The organism is Hymenobacter telluris (genome assembly GCF_017313265.1).
GTDB lineage: Bacteria > Bacteroidota > Bacteroidia > Cytophagales > Hymenobacteraceae > Hymenobacter > Hymenobacter telluris.
Genome location: NZ_JAFLQZ010000009.1, coordinates 153398 through 172224, shown reverse-complemented (window position 1 = coordinate 172224; position 18827 = coordinate 153398). Strand labels below are relative to the sequence as shown.

7 protein-coding genes are annotated in these 18827 nt (G+C 60.1%); 1 reads left to right on the top strand and 6 read right to left on the bottom strand.

Annotated elements, in window-relative coordinates:
• The 5 genes from J0X19_RS14620 to J0X19_RS14600 all read right to left on the bottom strand — a co-directional run bounded on the left by J0X19_RS14620 (position 1) and on the right by J0X19_RS14600 (position 13075).
• Positions 1–3000 carry a SusC/RagA family TonB-linked outer membrane protein gene (locus J0X19_RS14620; protein WP_206985116.1) on the bottom strand — a complete coding sequence of 1000 codons (3000 nt, stop codon included), beginning with the start codon at positions 2998–3000 and terminating at the stop codon, positions 1–3.
• 402 nt (positions 3001–3402) lie between these two features.
• On the bottom strand, positions 3403–5142 hold the full coding sequence (locus J0X19_RS14615; protein ID WP_206985115.1) for a RagB/SusD family nutrient uptake outer membrane protein: 1740 nt from the start codon (positions 5140–5142) through the stop codon (positions 3403–3405).
• Between the two features lie 20 nt (positions 5143–5162).
• Complete coding sequence (locus J0X19_RS14610; RefSeq protein WP_206985114.1) at positions 5163–8288, bottom strand: SusC/RagA family TonB-linked outer membrane protein; 3126 nt, start codon at positions 8286–8288, stop codon at positions 5163–5165.
• A gap of 50 nt (positions 8289–8338) precedes the next feature.
• Complete coding sequence (locus tag J0X19_RS14605) at positions 8339–10021, bottom strand: RagB/SusD family nutrient uptake outer membrane protein (RefSeq protein ID WP_206985113.1); 1683 nt, start codon at positions 10019–10021, stop codon at positions 8339–8341.
• 21 nt (positions 10022–10042) lie between these two features.
• On the bottom strand, positions 10043–13075 hold the full coding sequence (locus tag J0X19_RS14600; protein ID WP_206985112.1) for a SusC/RagA family TonB-linked outer membrane protein: 3033 nt from the start codon (positions 13073–13075) through the stop codon (positions 10043–10045).
• 447 nt (positions 13076–13522) lie between these two features.
• On the opposite strand from J0X19_RS14600, the gene J0X19_RS14595 reads away from it, so the two are divergent.
• A complete protein-coding gene (locus J0X19_RS14595) occupies positions 13523–17743 on the top strand; it encodes a hybrid sensor histidine kinase/response regulator transcription factor (protein ID WP_206985111.1) in 4221 nt (1406 codons plus the stop codon).
• Positions 17744–18392: 649 nt separating this feature from the next.
• Here J0X19_RS14595 and J0X19_RS14590 read toward each other — a convergent pair.
• Positions 18393–18818 (bottom strand): tetratricopeptide repeat protein, encoded by a 426-nt coding sequence (locus J0X19_RS14590; protein WP_307788423.1) that lies wholly within the window; start codon positions 18816–18818, stop codon positions 18393–18395.
• Between the last annotated feature and the right edge of the window lie 9 nt (positions 18819–18827).

The window sequence follows — 18827 nt, the reverse complement described above, 5'->3', positions numbered from 1 at the left end:
TTAGCGCAGGGTCAGGTTCAAACCGAACACGTAGGTAGCCACGTTGGGGAAGTTGTTGTTGTTGGTGTCGGTGCCGGCGTTGTAGGTCTGCTCCGGGTCCCAGCCCAGCCAGTCGGTCCAGGTGTAGAGGTTGCGGCCGCTCACGTAGGCCGTTACGGCGCCCAGCTTGGCGCGGTCCAGCAGGCTCTGCCCGAAGGTATAGCTGAGGGTAATGTCTTTGAGACGGGTGTAGCTGGCATCTTTAGGGTAGCCGTAGCCCCGCGGGTTGGTGTACACCAGGCTTGGCCGGTCGTTGCTAGGGTTTTCCACCGTCCAGTAGCCAATGGCGGCCGGCTGGTTGATGCGGCCCGCAAAGTCGGCGCGGTTCAGCAGCGGGTTGTTGCGCAGAATGCCCTGGGCCGTCTGGAAGAACACGCGCAAACTCAGGCCCTTGTACTCGAAGGTGTTGGTGATACCGCCGGTGTACTTGGGCAGCTGGGTGCCCAGGTACTCCCGGTCGAGGCTGTTGATGACGCCATTGCCGTCGAGGTCGGCAAATTTCAGGTCGCCGGGGCGGGCACCGGGGTCCAGGCCGGTGGGGTCTTCCCCAACCTGCCACACGCCCACCAGCCGGTAGTCGTAAATGGCGTTCAGCGGCTTCCCAATAAAGCGGCGGTTGCCGATGTCGTCGGTGCCGTTGAGGGCCAGAACTTCGTTGCGGTTGCGGGTATAGTTGGCACTGGTCGACCAGGTAAAGTCGCCGGCTTTCACGTTCACCGTGTTCAGCGTCACCTCAATGCCGCGGTTCTCCACTTCCCCAATGTTGTCGAGGATGGAGCCGTAGCCCGTCACGATGGGCAGGTTACGGTTGAGCAGCAGGTCTTCGGTTTTGGCCTTATAATATTCCACCGTACCGCCAATGCGGTTGTCGAGCACACTGAAATCCACGGCCAGGTTCAGGCTGCCGGTCTGCTCCCATTTCAGGCTGGAATTGCCAATGCGGTTGGCCCGTAAGCCAGTGGCCGAAACTCCGTTATACGTATACTGCAGCGAGCTTTGCCCCGTAATAGTCTGGTACGGATTGATGCCCTCGTTGCCGGTGATGCCGTACGACGCCCGCAGCTTCAGCAAATTCACCGCCGATACGCTTTTCAGAAAGGCTTCGTTGGCAACGTTCCAGCCCAAGGCTACCGATGGGAAGGTAGCGTACTTGTCGGTATTGGCCCCGAACACCGACGAGCCGTCGCGGCGGGCCGTTACCGTGAACAGGTAGCGGCTGTCGTAGGAGTAGTTGAGGCGGCCCATCTGCGAGAGCAGCGAGCGGCGCTCATCGTAGGAACTGATGGTAGGAATACCGCCGCCCGAGCCAATACCGTTGTAGCCGATTTCGTCGTTGATGAAGTTGCTGCCGTTGGTAGTGGCCGTGAAGTAGGTGTTTTCCTGGGCGCTGTAGAGGGCCGTCAGGTCGAAGTGTTGCTTGCCAATATCCTTGTTATATGTCAGGATGTTCTCGATGGTGTAGTTGTGGCGCTCGTCGTTGAGGATTTGTGCGGCCCCAATCAGATTGTTGGCGGCCCGTCCTACGTAAGAGGTTGACTTATAGGGCCGGTACGAGTAGCTGGCATTGAGGCGATACGTCAGGCCTTTCACGAAAGTCGGCGTTACCTCGGCGTAGCCCGTACCGGTTAGCTGGTTCACGCGGCTCGTCCGGTCGGTGGTCAGGCCCAGTAGCGGGTTCACGTAGAGCAGTTCCGGAAACTGCGGGAAGATGTTATAGGTACCGTCGGGGTTGAAGGGTGTGCCGTAGGGGCTGGCGGCCTGCGCCAGCGCCAGGTCTACGCGGCCCCCGTCGTCGTTGGAGTTGGCGTAGAATGCCGACGTGCCGATGCGTAGCCAAGGCGTGAGGTTGGCATCGAGGTTGGAGCGCAGCGAAACGCGCCGGAACTGGTAGCCCTGCAAAATACCCCGCTGCTTGAAGTAGTCGCCCGACACGTAGTATTTCACGTCGTTGGTACCCCCCGAAACAGCCACGTTATGGTCCTGAATGTAGCCGTTCTGTGAAATCAGGTCAATCCAGTCGGTTTCCCGGCCCGCATCGTAGTTGGCCCGCTCCCCGAAGTTGGGCACGGGGTCCTGGTTGATGTTGCGCTGAATGGTGAAGGCACGGTACTTGGCGGCGTACTCGGCGCCGTTCATGGGGCGCAGGGTATTGTTCATTTTATCGATGCCAGCGTAGCCGTTGTACCGAATCTGGGCCTTGCCGTTTTTGCCGCGCTTGGTGGTCACCAGAATAACCCCGTTCGAGCCGCGCGTACCGTAAATGGCCGTGGCCGACGCGTCTTTCAGGATTTCAATAGAAGCAATGTCCGAAGGGCTGATGTCGTTGAAGTTGCCCGGAAACGGCACCCCGTCCAGAATAACGTAGGGGTTGGTGTTGGCCGTAATCGAGCGGACACCCCGGATGTTGATGTTGGGCTGGCTGCCCGGCACGCTGGAGGGTGCCGTAATCTGCACCCCCGCCACGGCTCCTTGCAGGGCCTGGGCAATGTTGGACACCGGCAGGCGCTCCAGCCGGTCCTGCGGCACCGATACCACCGAACCCGTCACGTCGGAGCGTTTCTGGGTGCCATAGCCCACTACTACTACTTCGTTCAAGGCCTGGGCATCGGGCTTCAGGGCCACGTTCAGGGTGGTGCGGCCACTTAGGGGCACCTCCTGAGCCTGGTAGCCCACGTAGGAAACCAGCAGCGTGCCGTTGGCATTGGCCTCGGGTACCCGGAGCGAAAAATTACCCTGAGCATCCGTGCTAGCCCCGATGGTGGTTCCTTTTATTACCACTGTTACGCCGGGCAGGGCCTCTCCTTTTTCGTCGCGCACCTGACCAGTGATGGTGACGTCGGCAACGGGAGTGGCAACCGAGAGGGTAGGCTCGGTACTTGGGATGCTACCAGAAATGGGAGCCGCGAAGGCCGCCTGCAAAGGCACCAGCGTTCCGCATAGAAGTAGAGGTTTCAGTTGCATACAAAAATGGCCGGAGCCAGTTAGTGTGGGAAGAGTGTGGTTGATGGGCTCATCTGGATAGAGGTACAAATGCAGTAGTAGCAACCCCAAGCAATTGCAACTCTATCCTGCTTTAATCTCAAAACTAGGCGGTTGCCAGACGCGTTGAGGGTTCCATTTTCGGCAAAACAGGGGGGCATTTTCACTACACTGCCAGCAGCCGGTTCTTTCCGCCCGCAGGTGGCTTCTTGTGCCCTCTCTCCTACCGCTGGCGAGCTATCCTAGTACCGTAAGCCCTCACTAACCAACTCGTTTTCCCTTGCTCAGCCAAGCTTTTTACGCCAACGGGCTGCTCTCTCTTTGCAGGGAAAGCAGCCCGTTGGGGGTGATGACGGCAGGCGTTAGCCCAGCGTGCAGCCAGCGTTAGTAGCCGGGGTTTTGCAGCATCGAGGGCATCTTCCGAATCTCGCTGTCGGTGATAGGCATCAGGTACTGCTTGGGCTGGAACACGTGCTGCCGCACCGAGTTGGTGATGGTGTAGGTGTAAGTGAAGTTGGGCGAGGTGCCGCCGCGCGTAATCTGCATGCGCTTGTTGAAGCCGTTGTTGACGGCCACCGCAATTTTCCAGCGCCGGATGTCATTCCAGCGGTGGTCTTCGTTGGCCAGCTCCACGCGGCGCTCGTTCTGAATTACGGCCCGCATCTGCGCTACCGTCATGTTGGGGGTCAGGCCGTACATGCCGTCGGTACCGGCATCAATACCGGCGCGGCTGCGCAGCTCCTTCAGCTTGTCGTAGGCCAGAGTGGTCTGGCCGGTTTCGTTGATGGCCTCGGCGTAGCCAAGCAGCACCTCGGCGTAGCGCAGCAGCGGCCAGCCCCGCTCGGTGTTGCCGGGGCTGTTGGCGGCCAGGGTTTCGTCGCACATTTTGCGGCTGTAGTAGCCGGTGCGCTGCCCGGCGGCCGTAAACCCGTCGGTAGGGGCTCCGTCATACGTCAGCACTTCCGCCTGCTGCCCCGAGGATTGCAGGAAGTAGCGGGCCGTGTTGAAAATGATGCTGTACCCAAACCGAGGGTCCCGGTTTAGGTAGGGGTTGCGCGGGTCGTAGCCGGAGGTGGGGTCGGTGATGGCCTTGCCGTTCTTCATCGGGAAGGCATCTACCAGGTTCTGGGTGGGCATGGAGTTAGCCTGGCCCGACCGGCTGGAAGGCAGGTAAAACACCTCGAAGTCCTTGTTCGCTCCCCGGTTCACGGCAAAGATGTACTCCGGATTCACACGGCGCAGAAACACCTGATAGAAGCCGTTGCCGGGCCGGGTGTTGTCGGTGTACAAAGAATACTGCCGGGAGTTGATAACGGCCAGCGCCGCATCGGCGGCCCGCTGCCAGTGGGTGGTGCTGGTGGTGGGGTAGCTGATAATGGCGGCCAGCGCGGGGTCGGTGGTTTCGGCGCCGCCGTTGAAGAGTGGGCTGGCCGCGTACAGCAGCACCCGCGCCTTGAGGGCCAGGGCCGCGCCGCGGGTGGCCCGGCCGTAGTCCTGCTCGGAGTAGCCGGCCACGGTGGGCAGTATGGCCGCCACGGCGTCCAGCTCGCTCACCACGTAGTCTACGCAGTCGGCGTAGGAGCTGCGCGGGTAGTCGGGGAAGTCGGTGATTTCAAACACCTTGTCGCCAATCAGCGGCACGCCGCCGTAGTTGATGAGCAGGTGATGATAGTACCAGGCCCGCAGGAAGCGCGCCTCGGCGGCTACCCGCTGCTGGGTGCGGGCGGAAAGCGGCGTAGTCGGCAGCTTTTCCAGAAACAGATTCGTGCGCCGGATATTGGTGTACGGAATGTTCCAGATGTCGGCAATCAGCCCGTTGGCCTGCCCCGACAAGGCGCTCAACGAGCCGTTGTAGAGCGTCACGGCCGTTTGGAAGGCACCGCTGTAGGCATACTCGGCATCGTCGGTGGCTTGCTCGCTGTTGCCGTGGCTGCTCCAGCGGCCTTTGTCGAAGCTGTAGCCGGAGCTGCTGTAGATGCGCGAGAGGAACCCCATGGTCCGGATGCTGTCGGCGAATACCGTTTCCTCGGTGAGGGCATTGGTTTTGGGCTCCAGGAAGTCGTCGGAGTCTTTGCAGGACGACGCCGCCAGGGCAACCAATAGGTAAGGGAATAGCTTTTTCATGGATGGGAAGCCAGAAGTCATTAGAAAGTGGCGCTGACGCCCAGGTTCAGCACGCGCTGCGGCGGATACGCTACCCGGTCGTTGTTGAGCGAGATTTCAGGGTCCACCTCGTAGCGCTTGGTTAGCTGCGTGAACGTCAGCAGGTTGGAGCCGTTGGCGTACACCCGCATCTGCGGAATACCCAGGCGCTGCGTGAAGCCGGCCGGCAGGTCCCAGTTGATTTGGGCGTTGCGCATGCGCAGGAAGTCGTTGGGAATCTGCCAGAACGTGGACGGGTACACGTCGGCGTCGCTGAGGCCGGCCAGCAGCGTGAGGCGCGGATACTCGGCCGCGTCGCCCAGCTCGGGGGTCCAGGCTTTGGTGTGGATTTCGGTGAGGTTGGAGCTGAACGCCTTGATGCCTTCCCGAATCAGGCGGGTGCTGCCGCCGTGCACGCCCTGAAACAACGCACTAAGGGTGATGCCTTTGTAGCGCACGTTGAAATCAAACCCGTACACGTTGGTAGGCAGGTTGGGCAAGCCGATTACGGCCCGGTCGAACTCGTTGATAACCCCGTCTTCGTTGAGGTCCTTGTACTTCAGGTCGCCGGGGCGGGCCGGTACGGGCGTCCGGGGGCTGCTGTCAATATCCTGCTGGTCGCGGTAGTAGCCAATGGCCTCGTACAGCAGCTCCTGCCCAATGGCTTTGCCGGTAAAGCGCTGGTAGCCATACTGCTGCTGGGGCTCATCACGAAACAGAATCTTGTTGTTGGCAATGGAATACTGCCCGTGCACGCCCACAAACCAGTCGGCGGTGAGCTGCTTCTTGAAGCCCAGCTCGTACTCGATACCGCGGTTGTTCACCCGGCCCAGGTTCACGGGTGGTAGCGCCTGCCCGAAAATGGCCGAAATGGTGCCCCGGTTGGTCAGGATGTCGTACCGCTCGTTGTTGAAGTAGTTGACGTTGCCGGTAATGGCGCTGTTGAACAGCCCAAATTCCACGGCCAGGTCCAGCTTCTTTTCCTTTTCCCAGGTTACGTTTTCGTTGGCCAGCCGGCCTTCTTCAATACCGCCGTAGTTGTTGCTGGAGTAGCCCAGGTTCACGCCGCCGGCGTTGTTGTAGGTTTGCTGGTAGTAATAGCTGAAGCCCGAGCCCAGCGCGTCGTTGCCCACAATGCCGTAGGAACCCCGGAATTTCAGGAAGTCCACGGCCTTGATGTGGTTCTTGTAGAAGCCTTCCTCCGACAGCACCCACCCGCCCGATACGGCCGGAAACAAGCCGTAGCGGTTGTTTTTGGTGAAGCGCGTCGAGCCGTTGTAGCCGGCATTCACTTGAAACAGATACTTCTGAGCATAGTCGTAGCCAAAGCGCCCCGAGTACCCCCGGAAGTTGTTGGGAATGAAGTTGTACACGACGTCGCCGGACGCGGCTGATACCGAGTTGCGGTTCAGCAAGCCCAGGCCCGTTACGTGGTGCTTGCCAAAAGTCCGGTCGTAGTTGAGAATGGCTTGCACGTTGAGCGCGCGCCGGGTGCTACCCGCGCCGTAGCTCAGGAAGAAGCGGCGCACCCGGTACACGTTGGGGTCGCGCGGACGGTAGGCGGTGGGGTCGTCGGGGGCCTTTGTGGGGTCGTAGATGAACGAGGGGAACTCGCTGCGGTTCATACCCCGGCCGTAGGCGTAGTCGCTGGTATAGGCTACCCGGCCCGTCAGTTGGAGGCCTTTCGTGAGGAAATCCAGCTTCTGCTTCACCGACACAATACCGTTGATGTTGTTGGCATTGGTGCGGCTGTAGCCGTAGTGCGTTAGGCGACCGATAACGTTGTTGGCGTTGTAGCCGGTCTGGTCGATCTGCCACTGGCTGAAGCCGTAGGAGCCGTCGGGGTTGTAAATCGGGTAGGCAAACGGCGACAAAGCCAGGAAGCTGCTGTACTCGTAGAAAATGTCCTGCTTGCCCTGAATGTTGCCGAAAACCGGGTCGTTGGTTTGGGCAAAGTTGCCGTACAAATCCACCCGCACGTCGGTGGATTTCGTGACGCTGATGTCCAGGTTCGAGCGGTAGTTGTAGCGCTGGTGGAAGAAGTTGTTGTTTACACCCTGCCCCTTGCCGAAATCCTTCAGCAGCCCGTTCTGGTACAGATAGCCCGCCGACACAAAGTACTTCACCCGGTCGGTACCACCCGACAGGTCAAGGTTGGCGCGGTACTGCTGGCTGAAGTCCCGGAACAGCACCTTGCGCCAGTTCACGTTGGGGTGGCCGTAGGGGTCTTCGCCGGTCTGAAACAAGCGCAAATCCTCTTCCGAGAAGCGTGGCTTGAAGTTGGGGTTGGGGTTGGCGGCGTTGTCGTTGATTTGGGCCTGGGTGTAGAGCGAAGCGCTCTGGTAGGCATCCAGGTACTTCGGCAGGGTGGTGGGCTGCTGCATGGCGCTTTCCAGCCGGACACTCACTTTGGGCGGGCCGCTCTGGCCGCGGCGGGTGGTTACCACCATTACGCCGTTGGCGCCGCGCACCCCGTAAATGGCCGTGGTAGAAGCGTCTTTGAGAATGGTCAGGCTCTCGATTTCGTTGGGGTCGAGGCGCGAGAACTGCTCGTAGGTGTACTCAATGTCATCGACGATGATGAGCGGCTGGTTGTTGCCGTTGTAGGAGCTTTGGCCCCGGATGTAGAAGGCCGCGCCGTCCTGGCCGGGCCGCCCCGAGGTTTGCTGCGAGAAGAAGCCCGGCATGCGGCCCACAATCGAGTTCTGGAGGCTGGCCGTGGGGTTTTCCCGGATTTCGCGCCCGCTCACCGAGCTGGCCGAACCCGTGGACGTAATCTTCTTCTGCTCGCCAAAGCCCACCACCATTACTTCGTTGAGCTTCTGCTCACTGGAGCGCAACGACACGTTGATGGCAGTCTGGCCGCCTACGGCCACTTCCTTGGACTCGTAGCCGATGAAGCTGAACACCAGCACGCCGGTTTTGCCGCGCAGCGTAAGCTGGTAGCGGCCCTCGGCATCGGTAGAGGCCCCGTTGGAAGGCGTACCCTTCTCAATAACGGTAACGCCCGGCAGCAGCAGCTTGCCATCCGACACCACGCCCCGCACCACCTGGCCCTGCGCCTGCGCCACGGGGCTCATCAGCAGAGAAGCCCCGCAGGCGGCCATCGTTAGTACAATTTTATGCATATAAATTCCAATAAAAAGCGGTGGGAAATAGGTGGAGAGGCTGGCCTCTCCTACCAGCCGGGGTTTTGGGTGAGGTTGCGGTTTTTGGTGGTTTCGTCGTACGGGATGGGCATGTAGTACAAGTTGGGCTTGAACGTCATGGTGGTCACCTGCTGGCGGTTGTAGGTCAGGGCGGTGCCGTTGCGGGTGATTTGCACGCCGTAGAGCGGCCCGCTCAGGGCGGTTTCGCCAATCTTCCAGCGGCGCACGTCCCAGAAGCGGTGCTCCTCAAACGCCAGCTCAATGCGCCGCTCGTTCCGAATCAGCTCCCGCATTTCGGCCTGCGTGATACCTGCCTTGATGCCGTAGCGGCTGTTGGTGCCCGCCGTAATGCCTGCCCGGCGGCGCAGCTCAATCAGCTGGGTTACCGCGTTTTCGGTGCGCCCCCCCACTTCGTTGAGGGCTTCGGCGTAGGTGAGCAGGACTTCGGCGTAGCGGAAAATCGGGAAGTTGTGGCTCTGGTTGGTGTAGGTGGTGTTGTTGCTGAAGTCGGCCATGAACTTGCGCAGGTAGTAGCCGGTGCGGGTTTGCACGGGCGTGCCGCCGGGCCGGTCGCGGCCTCCGTCGAAGGTTTCCACGCTGCGGTTCAGCCAGCGCGAGCCATTCGCAAACACCGTCAGGGCCAGGCGCGGGTCACGGTTGGCATAGGGCGTGGCGGCGTTGTAGTCGGTGCCGGTTTCGGTGATGGACCGGCCGGTAAGGGTCGGGAAGGCATCCACTAGGTTTTGGGTGGGGCTGGTGAGGCCTTGGCTGGCCGTGGGCGCCCCGTAGCCGACGGGCGCGTTCAAGCTTTCAATGTTGGTGCTGTTGCTTGACTGCTTGGCTAGAATGATTTCGGTGTTCTTCTTGACGGTGAAAACGTTGTTGAACGGGGTCTGGAGGGCGTAGTAGTTGAGGGCGCGCAGTTCCTCACAGGCGGCCACCACGCTCTGCCAGCGGCTGGCGTCGGCGGTGGGCAGCCCATTAATCGGCGAGCTATTGATGGCGCCGCCGTTGTAAAGCGGACTAGCGGCGTATAGCAACGCCCTGGCTTTTAAAGCCATAGCCGCCCCGCGCGGAATCCGACCCCAGTCGCTGTCGGCAATGGGCTCCACCCGCAGCAAACCCTTGATGGCGTCGCACTCACTCACGATGTAGTCGAGCACTTCGGCGTAGGTGTTGCGCGGCAGCTCCAGGTCGTCGTCCACGGTCAGAATCCGGTCCCCAATCAGGGGCACGCCGCCGTAGCGCTTCAGCAGCTCAAACCACAGCATGGCCCGAATAAAGCGCACTTCGGCTTTCCAGTATTGCAGGTTGATGGCCGTGGTGGGCACCTTGTCCACGTTGGCCAGGAAGATGTTGGCCCGCCGCACGCCGGCGTAGCTGTTGGCCCAGTACGGGTCGGGGTTGTTGATGGAGCTGACGCTGCCGTTGGTGTAGAACTCCACCGGCCGGTTGATGCGCGAAGGCACCGCGTCGCCGGCGCCGGCATCCAGGAAGTCGCCGCTGCCACTGCCAATGCGGTTGAAACCGCCGGGCAGGTAGTTGTACACGTCGTTGAGGAAGAATATAGCCAGCGTGGCGTTGCGGTCTTTCTCGTCCCACACCAAATCTTCCCGGATATAGTCGCGGGGCTCGGTTTCCACCCGCTCGCAGGCGGAAGTCGCCCAAGCCAGCCCCAGGGCCAGCGCACTGATGCGTAGGTTATGCTTCATGATTCAGAAAGAAGGGCGGGCTTAGAGTTGCAGGTTCAACCCCAGGTTGAAGAGGCGCTGCTGCGGATAGGCGCCGTTGAAAGCTTCCGGGTCGAGACGGTCGATAGAGCTGAACGTCAGCAGGTTGGTACCGCTGGCAAACACGCGCAGTCCTTGCACCCGGAACCGTTTGGTTAGCGTCAGCGGCACCGTGTACCCAATTTCCACGTTCTTGAGGCGGGCGTAATTGCCGGAGCGCATCCAGTAAGAGGACGTGGCGTAGTTATTTACCTGGTTGCCGATGCCCAAGCGCGGGTAGCTGGCACCAGGGTTGTCGGGCGTCCAGCGGTCCAGGTGCTGCTCGAAGGCTTGCCCGAAGCCGCCGCTCAGGAAGGCGTACTCACTGGCGCCTTGCAGGTACCGGTTGCGGTTCAGCAGGCCTTGCAGCAGCACCGAAGCATCGAAGCCTTTCCAGCGAGCACCCAGCGTAGCGCCCAGCGGTATCCGGGGCTTGGTGCTGCCAATCGGGGCCTCATCGAGCTGGTTGATAACTCCGTCGCCGTTCAGGTCTTTGTACTTGATGTCGCCGGGCTGGGGCACGTAGCCTTGCAGGGTGGCGCTGCCGTTGATTTCTTCCTGGTTCTGGAACAGCCCTTCGGCCAGGTAGCCGAAGCTCTGCCCCACCCGCTGCCCGGTGCGCTGCATCCACGGATAGTCGCGGGTTACTTCGTCCATGTACAGCACCTCGCTGTTCTGCAAGCTCAGGTTGGCGGCCAGGAAGTAGCTGAAGTCGCCGGTGGTTTTCTGGTAGTTCAGCTGGAAATCCCAGCCGCTGAACAGGTTACGCCCGATGTTCTCGGTAGGATAGGTATTGCCGAGGATGGTGGTATTGCGCCCCCGCTGCATGAGCAGGTCGTAGAAATTGGCGCGGTAGTACTCCACCGTGAAGCCCAGGTGGCTGTTGAACAGCGCGCCCTGCACGCCCAGGTTCAGCTTGCGGGCCCGCTCCGGCCGAATGTTGGGGTTGGCCAGCGGCTGCTCGGTAATGGAGGTGTTGCTGCCGGCACTGGTACCGATAATGGCACTCGGCGAGTCGAAGTAGGTTTGGAAATAGCGGAAGTAGCCGGGGTTGTCGTTGGCGGTCAGGCCGTACGAGCCGAACAGCTTCAGCTGCGACAACCACGGCTGGCTTTGCATGAACTCTTCGCGGTGCAGGTTCCAGGCGGCGCCCACGGCGGGCAGGAAGGTGTAGAGCGTGCGGCCGTCGTCGGGGTAGCGGTTCGAGCCGTTCAGGCCAAAGGAGCCTTCCAGCACGTATTTCTCCTGGAAGTTATAGGCCACCCGCCCCGAAACCCCGGTGATGGTGTAGGGCAGCTCGGAGTTGCTCACCGAGTTGTTGCGGTTGCCCAGCACCACCGCGCTGATGCCGTGCGCCCCAAACGTGCGGTCGTAGCCCAGGGTGGCTTCCACGTAGTCGGTGCGGCCCTGGTACTCGATGGACGAGGAGTTGGTTTGGTCGCTGTTTACGCCGTACTGCTGGTAGGTGCTGCCGGTGGGCTGAAACACCGCGAAGCTCTTGGTGCGGAACAGGTTCTCCGACAGCGTAGCGTAGTACGAGCCGATGGCCCGCACCCAGAGGCCGGGCGTTATTTCGTCAAGAGTCCGCTTCAGGTGGAAGTCGGCCAGCATGTCGCGCTTGTAGTTCTGCTGGTAGCCCGAGCCCACGGCCAGCCCCCACAGGTTTTGCTGGTACTGCTGGTTGCCGGCGTAGCGCCCGTCCTCGGTGTACACGGGGTAGGCATTGGCGGGGGTGTTGAAGATGGTGCTCAGGATGGAGCCGGTGCCGAAGCCGGGCTCGTTGCCGTTGAGAATCCGGCCGAGCAGCCCCACCCCGCCCGAGAGCTTGGAGTTGAGTTGCAGCTCCACGTTGGAGCGCAGCGTGTACGACTTGAAGTAGTTGGTGGTGTTGTACTTGTTGATGTCGCTCTCCTTGAGCAGGCCCGACTGGTTGAGGTGCTCCAGCGACACGAAATACTGCGAGAAGTCGTTGCCGCCGGTGGCGCTGAAGGTGTAGCGGTCCAGCCGCGACGATTTTTTCAGCACCTGGTCGCGCCAGTTCACGTTGGGGTGCCCGATGGGGTCGGAGCCGTCTTGGTAGGCTTGCAGGTCGGCATCGGTGTAGGCCGGGGCCTGGCCGTCGTTGCGGCGGGCTTCGTTGTTGAGCAGGGCGTAGTTGTAGGCATCGAGGCCCTTCGGCAAGCTAAGCGGCTGCTGGAGCGCGCTTTGCGCCGTAAACGAAATGCGCGGCACCGTGGGCGTACCCCGGCGGGTGGTTACCACCAGCGCCCCGTTAGAGGCCTTCACGCCCAGCATGGCCGTGCTCAGCGCATCCTTCAGCACCGTCACCGACTCAATTTCCTCCAGGTCGAACACCGTCAGCTGGCGCGGAATCCCGTCGATAACAACCAGTGGCGAATCACTACCGCGCAGGGCCACCCCCACGCCGTCGGCACCGGGCTGGCCCGAGCCCTGGAAGGTAGCCAAGCCGGCCACGCGCCCCTGCAACGCACTCTGGAACGAGGTAACCGGCAGCTTTTGCAGGTCGTTGTAGTAAATCGTTTGGGTGGAGGCGGCTGTCAGGTCGGGGCGGGTTTGCAGGCTGTTGAGCAGGCGCACTGGCTTGAGGCGGGCCACGGCCGGGTGCTTGGTGCTGAGCATCACCACCGGGTCACGGTCGGCGGCCACGCTGTACTCGCGCACCACGCTACCGAAAGCGCGCAGCTCCAGCAGGTCGCCGGGCTCGGCCGTGAGTTTGGCAATGCCGCCCCGGTCGGTAACTACCGTAGCACTGGTGCGCCGGTTGACGACGGTGACGCCGGGCAGCGGCTCCTGGTTTTCATCAATTACCAACGGCCGCAACAGCTTGGTAGTAGCCGTGTCGGCGGGGGCAGCAGTGGTGGCGGAGCTGGCCGAATCCGCAGGCACGGCGGCCGGCGTTTGGGCGTGGGCTAGCTGGGTGGCAGTAAGGGGCAACGAGGTGAGAGCCCCGTAAAAGAGTAAACGTTTTACTCCCATAGATGGTGCGTTATCATGCCGGCCTGCGCCGGGCATGGGTGGGAAATTAGGGACACTAGGCAGCTTCAACCACCACCAAGCAAGCCGGGGCGTCGTTCATAGAGCCTATCTTATAAAGGCCTTGAAAACCCGTTGGCTGCTTGTTTTTTGAGCAGTTAAGTAGGGGTAAAAGTAGCGCTTAGGTACCCCCAGCGCCGGGGGCATATCCACCAAAAAGAGGGGGGTAACTTGTCTGGCGTTTCCGATTTGCGGCTTTTATATAGAATTTGGGGTATACTCAACAGTACGCTACCTTCGGGGCCGCCGGGGCGTGCGTAGGCCCCCGGCAACTTTTCACAGCTTTACTACCACCCCCGTTGCCTTTTCGCTTAGCTTTATTCCCACGCAACTCCCCCACCCGTGCAAGCCAAGCATTTTATTAAGTGTCTACTCACTCTACTTTCCATTTTGCGCTTAAGTACCCAGTCGGGTTTGGCGCAGAATGTGGCGCCGAGTGAGTTCCGGTTCGAGCACCTGACCGTTGACCAGGGCCTGTCGCACTCCGATGCCATGGCCGTGGCCCAGGACAAAGCGGGCTTTATCTGGGTGGGTACCAACCGGGGGCTTGACCGCTACGACGGCTACAATCTCAAGCAGTATTCGTTGCCCATCAACCGCCGCAACGGCATTTCGGCCAACCGGATTAAGGTATTGCACGTAGCCCCCGGCGGGCGGTTGTGGGTGGGTACCGAGCGGGCCGGCCTGAGTTTGTATGATGCCGCCGCCGACCAGCTTTTGAACTTCGATGAAGACCGAGTACCGGCCCGTTTTCGGGCGCTTATGCGGCGCATGTCGCAAATCAGCGTGTCGGCCATCACCTCCGACAAGCAGGGCCGGCTATGGGTGGGCACCTACCGGGAAGGCCTTTTTCGGCTGACTTTCAACAAACAGGGTGAACTAACCAACCTGCAACAACTGGCAGCACCTACCGAGCACCCGCACGACAACTACCAGGTAAGCAGCATTGTAGTAGACGGTGAAAGTAAAATCTGGGTGGGCACGTTCAACTACGGGCTGCGGGTTTTACGCCCGGAAAGCCCAGACTTGGCCCTGGAAGTTACTGCCGTAACGGAGGCTATTCGGGTGCTTTACCTCGACCCGCACAGCGACCTGTGGGTGGGCACCGATAACCAGCTGTTTTGGGTGAGCAATGCCAACCGGCGCACCGTGCGCGAGCTAACGGCCCACCCCCAGCCGCTGGCGTATCCGCAGCTTCAGTCTATTCTCATGGACTCGTTTGGCCGTCTGTGGGTGGGCACCATCTACGGGTTGTACGTGTGGGAAGCCGGTACCGCCACCGGCTCGGCTCCTCCTTTGCGTACGGCCCCTCCCACTCTGTTGCTGCCCAAAGACGGTGAGTCGTTTAACATCAACTCCGAGCGGATTCACCAGATTTTCGAAGACCGTAACCAAGTGGTTTGGCTGTGCGCTTCGGCGGGCGGCCTCAACAAGGTGAACCTGCGCCAGAAGCCATTTGGGCAGTTGCGGCGGCAGCTCCAAGGGCAGGCTACTTTGTCCAACAACTACGTTAATGCGCTGTATAAGGAGGAGGACCGCAACATCCTGTGGCTGGCCACCCGCAACGGCGTATCGGGCTACGATCTTACCCGCAAAACGTACCGGAACTACCTAAACAAGACCAAGATAGACAACACCCGCGGGGTGGATGTGGCAACTATTTTTCAGACCAGCAACGGCACGCTCTGGTTTGGCACCCGCGGCTACGGCCTCAAAAGTTTGTCAATACAAGGGACCCAAGACAAGGTCACCACCTACAATAAGTTGCCGCAGGGTCCTAATCTGAGTTCGACCAGCATCGAAAGCATGGCCGAGGACCGGTATGGTTCGTTGTGGGTGGCTACGTTCAATGCCGGCTTGCTGCGTTTCACGGCGGAAGGCAAGTTTCTGGCCGCCTACCAGACGGGCAGCAGTACCTTGCCCACCAACAACTTCACCAATCTGCTCTACGACAAGCGGCAGGATGTATTGTGGGCCAGCACCACCGATGCGGGTCTGCTCAAGCTGCGCATCACCCCCAATTCGTTGCAGCTACTCAAGCAGTTTCAGTACACGCCGGGTGCTCCGGATGGCCTCCGCGTCAACTACGTGTGGCCCCTGCTGCTCGACCGCCAAGGCACCCTCTGGATTGGTACCATTGGCGGGGGCCTGCACAAGCTCACAACCAACGCCCAAGGCCAGGAAGTCATACAAAGCTACCGCAAGTGGCTGCCGGAGAGCGACGTAGAAAGCATGCTCACCGATGACGAAGGCCACCTCTGGATTGGGGGTACCGGCCTCTACCGGTTCACACCCAGCACCCGCCACTACCTGCGCTATGATGTTACGGACGGCCTGCAAAGCAACGCTTTCAAGATTGGGGCCGCCGCCCGCGCGCAGGATGGCACGCTCTATTTTGGGGGCATCAACGGCATCAGTTACTTCCAGCCGCACGCCATTCAGCCCAACCCGTATCCGCCGGTGGTGCAGATTACGGGGTTGCGCATTGCCAACCAGCTCGTAACCGTAGGCAAGGAGCTAAACGGCCGGGTGGTCTTGAAACAGCCGCTTTCCACTCCCCAAACGGTAGTAATCAAGGCTTCTGAAAACGATTTTTCGGTGGAATTTGTGGGCTTGAACTATGCCAACCCGCAGAAAAACCAGTACGCGTATCGGTTGCTTGGGTACAATAAAGGGTGGGTGTACCCAGCCCAGGGCCAGCGGACGGCCAGCTTCGGTAACCTGCCCGCCGGGCACTACACCCTGCAAGTCAAGGCCAGCAACGGCGAAGGCGTGTGGTCGAAGAAAATGGCTACCATGCAGTTTGACGTGCGGGCACCCTGGTACAAAACCGGCTGGGCCTACCTGCTGTACGCCTTGGCCGCGCTGGGTGCGGTGGCGCTGTACCGGCGCTTCGAAATGGCCCAGCAGCAGCTAAAGAGCCGGTTGGTGCTGGAGCAGTTTCAGGCCGAAAAGGAAAAGGAACTCACCGACCTCAAGCTGGGCTTCTTCACCAACGTCAGCCACGAGCTGCGCACCCCGCTCACCCTCATTCTGGGGCCGATGGAAGAAATTGTGCGCAGCGCTGGCCCCGTAGCCGACCTGCGGGCCAAGGTGCACCTCATGCACAAGCAGGCCCGTAAGCTGCTGGAGCTAGTAAACCAGCTGCTGGACTTCCGCAAGGTGGAATCGGGCAACGTGCCGCTGCGGGCCAGCTACGGCAATGCCACCCGGTTTCTAACCGAAATCCACTCCATCTTCCAGCTGAAGGCGCAAGAGCGGGAGGTGGAGTACCGGCTGGAACTACCCGAGGAACCCGTGCTGCTGTACTTCGACCGGAGCAAGCTGGAAATCATTTTGACCAACCTGCTGGCCAACGCCTTCAAGTACACCCGCACCAAAGGCCGGGTGGAGCTGTCGGCATCGGTGGTGGGCAGCCCGAGCCAGGACGCCGTGTATAGCAACGGCAGGCTCACGGGCAACTATTTGAAAATCAACGTTACGGATACCGGTGTTGGCATCAAAGCCAGCGAGTTGGAGCACATCTTCGACCCCTACTACCAGGCTTCGCACACCAACACCTTGCGCATGACGGGCACGGGCATCGGGTTGTCGTTGGCCAAGCAGTTTGCTGAGCGGCACGGCGGCTTGCTCACGGTGGCCAGCACCCAGGGCGTGGGCACCACCTTCGAGCTGCGGCTGCCGTTCGGCCAGCAGCACCTGCGCCCCGAAGACATTCAGGACGACGACGATACGCTCCTGCCTGCCACTTCCGACGACCAGCCGCTGCACCAGTTGGAGGCCGATTTGCTGACCCTGCCCGAAGCTCCGGCAGTGCCCGCCGGCCCGCCACGCTTGTTGGTGGTAGAAGACAACGACGAGGTGCGCCAGTACCTGCAACAGCTATTTGAGGCCGACTACGAGGTGATAACCGCCGAAGACGGCCTGCTGGGCTGGGAACAAACCTTGGCTCAGCTGCCCGACCTCATCATTTCGGATGTGATGATGCCCCGTAGCGACGGACTGGAGTTGTGCCAGAAAATCAGACAGCACCCCAAAACGGCGCACATTCCGGTGCTGCTCCTAACGGCCCGCACCGCCGAAACCCACGAGCTGGAAGGCCTCGGCATGGGTGCCGACGACTACGTAAGCAAGCCGTTCAATCCCACGCTGCTGCACGCCAAGGCGGCCGCACTGCTGCGCAACCGGCGCAAGCTGCACGAGTTCTACCAGCGGCAGATTCTGCTGGAACCCACCGAAATAGTAGTAGCCGACGCCGACCGAACCTTCCTGGAAACCGCCATGAGCATCGTGGAGCGCCACCTCGACGACTCAGAATTTAGCGTGCAGGTGCTGGTGAAAGAAATGGCCATGAGCCAATCGGTATTCTACCGCCGCATCAAAAGCATCACCGGCCAAACCGCAGTGGAGTTTATCCGGGATGTGCGCATGAAACGGGCCGCTCAGCTACTGGCTAACACGCAATTGCGGGTATCGGAAGTGGCGTTTCAGGTGGGTATTGAAGATGCCAAGTACTTCCGCAAAGCCTTTCAGAAAATATACACCCTCTCCCCTTCCGAATACGCCAAGCAGCACCGCCAGCGCCAAACTGCTACCACCTCGCCCCAATAGGCGGCATCTGGCGGCATCAGCTGCCTTTTATGTATCATAAATAGCATTTATTGAAGTTAATAGAAAGGGTTTGAATGAACCTCTTGCTTGTCAGTTGAGCATGAGCCAATGTCACTAATTGCATAGTTACTGCTCCTTATAACTTTTACATAAGCTCATTTCTAGGCTTATTGTTACACCGATATTATTTATATAATCATATTATATAAATAAAATACCAGTCATAACTACACATGAAGTGGCCTTTACTTTAGAGTGTAATGCCCCGAATTTTGATTCCATCAAATTTCCGCGCCCCTCACCTCACCGTTGCCACACCTCATGGAATTAACCGCAGTTGCCCTATTCTTAGCGTCTTCTTCTCAATCCTTAGAAAACCTACTTGACTTTATGACCATCGACGGATTTCACGTTTCACACGTCGATGGCACCGCCGCACTCCGCAATGGGCACGCCATACTCGTTGGCGACCTGCTTGTTGGCACATTTGGCGCCAACAGTCCTTTGAGCTGCTCTAACTACGCGGCGTAGCACTTGACCTTTAGCGGCTTATCCAGACAACTTTCTGTTGTCTGTCCTGCACGCCTGGCACTTCTGCTGTAGCTTCTGCTCTTACTCCTGAGTGCGGGCCCTGCAACACCAAGGCGTTTTACGAAGCACACTTTAGACCGGCCAAGGCGGTGGGGTCGTTGGGGCGCACGAGCAGGGCCTTGCCGTAGAGCAACCGGGCGTCGGCTTTGCGGCCCAGGTTCAGGTAGCACCAAGCCAGGGAAAGGTTGGCGTCGTAGTCGAATGGGTAGAGGCCAACCACCCGCTCGATGTAGCGGGCGGCTTTGTCGTAGGCTTTCTGGTTAAGCAAAAACACCCCGGTCCAATAATTGGCCTGGGTGTTTTGCGGGTCTATTTTCAGGATGGCCTGGTAGGTGGCCTGCAACTGGCTAACCTGATTGAGGGCATTCAACGGCTTCACCAGCCCGAATTTCGGCTCCACGGCGTTGGGCCGCTGCTCCACGGCTTTCTGGTAGTAGGTGCTGGACACCGTGTAGTTTTTGGACAGAAAATACAGCCAGCCCAGGCGCAGGTT

Excerpts from the sequence above, each read along its gene's own strand:
- J0X19_RS14620 (WP_206985116.1), bottom strand. The coding sequence starts at position 3,000 with ATGCAACTGAAACCTCTACTTCTATGCGGAACGCTGGTGCCTTTGCAG.
- J0X19_RS14615 (WP_206985115.1), bottom strand. The coding sequence starts at position 5,142 with ATGAAAAAGCTATTCCCTTACCTATTGGTTGCCCTGGCGGCGTCGTCC.
- J0X19_RS14610 (WP_206985114.1), bottom strand. The coding sequence starts at position 8,288 with ATGCATAAAATTGTACTAACGATGGCCGCCTGCGGGGCTTCTCTGCTG.
- J0X19_RS14605 (WP_206985113.1), bottom strand. The coding sequence starts at position 10,021 with ATGAAGCATAACCTACGCATCAGTGCGCTGGCCCTGGGGCTGGCTTGG.
- J0X19_RS14600 (WP_206985112.1), bottom strand. The coding sequence starts at position 13,075 with ATGGGAGTAAAACGTTTACTCTTTTACGGGGCTCTCACCTCGTTGCCC.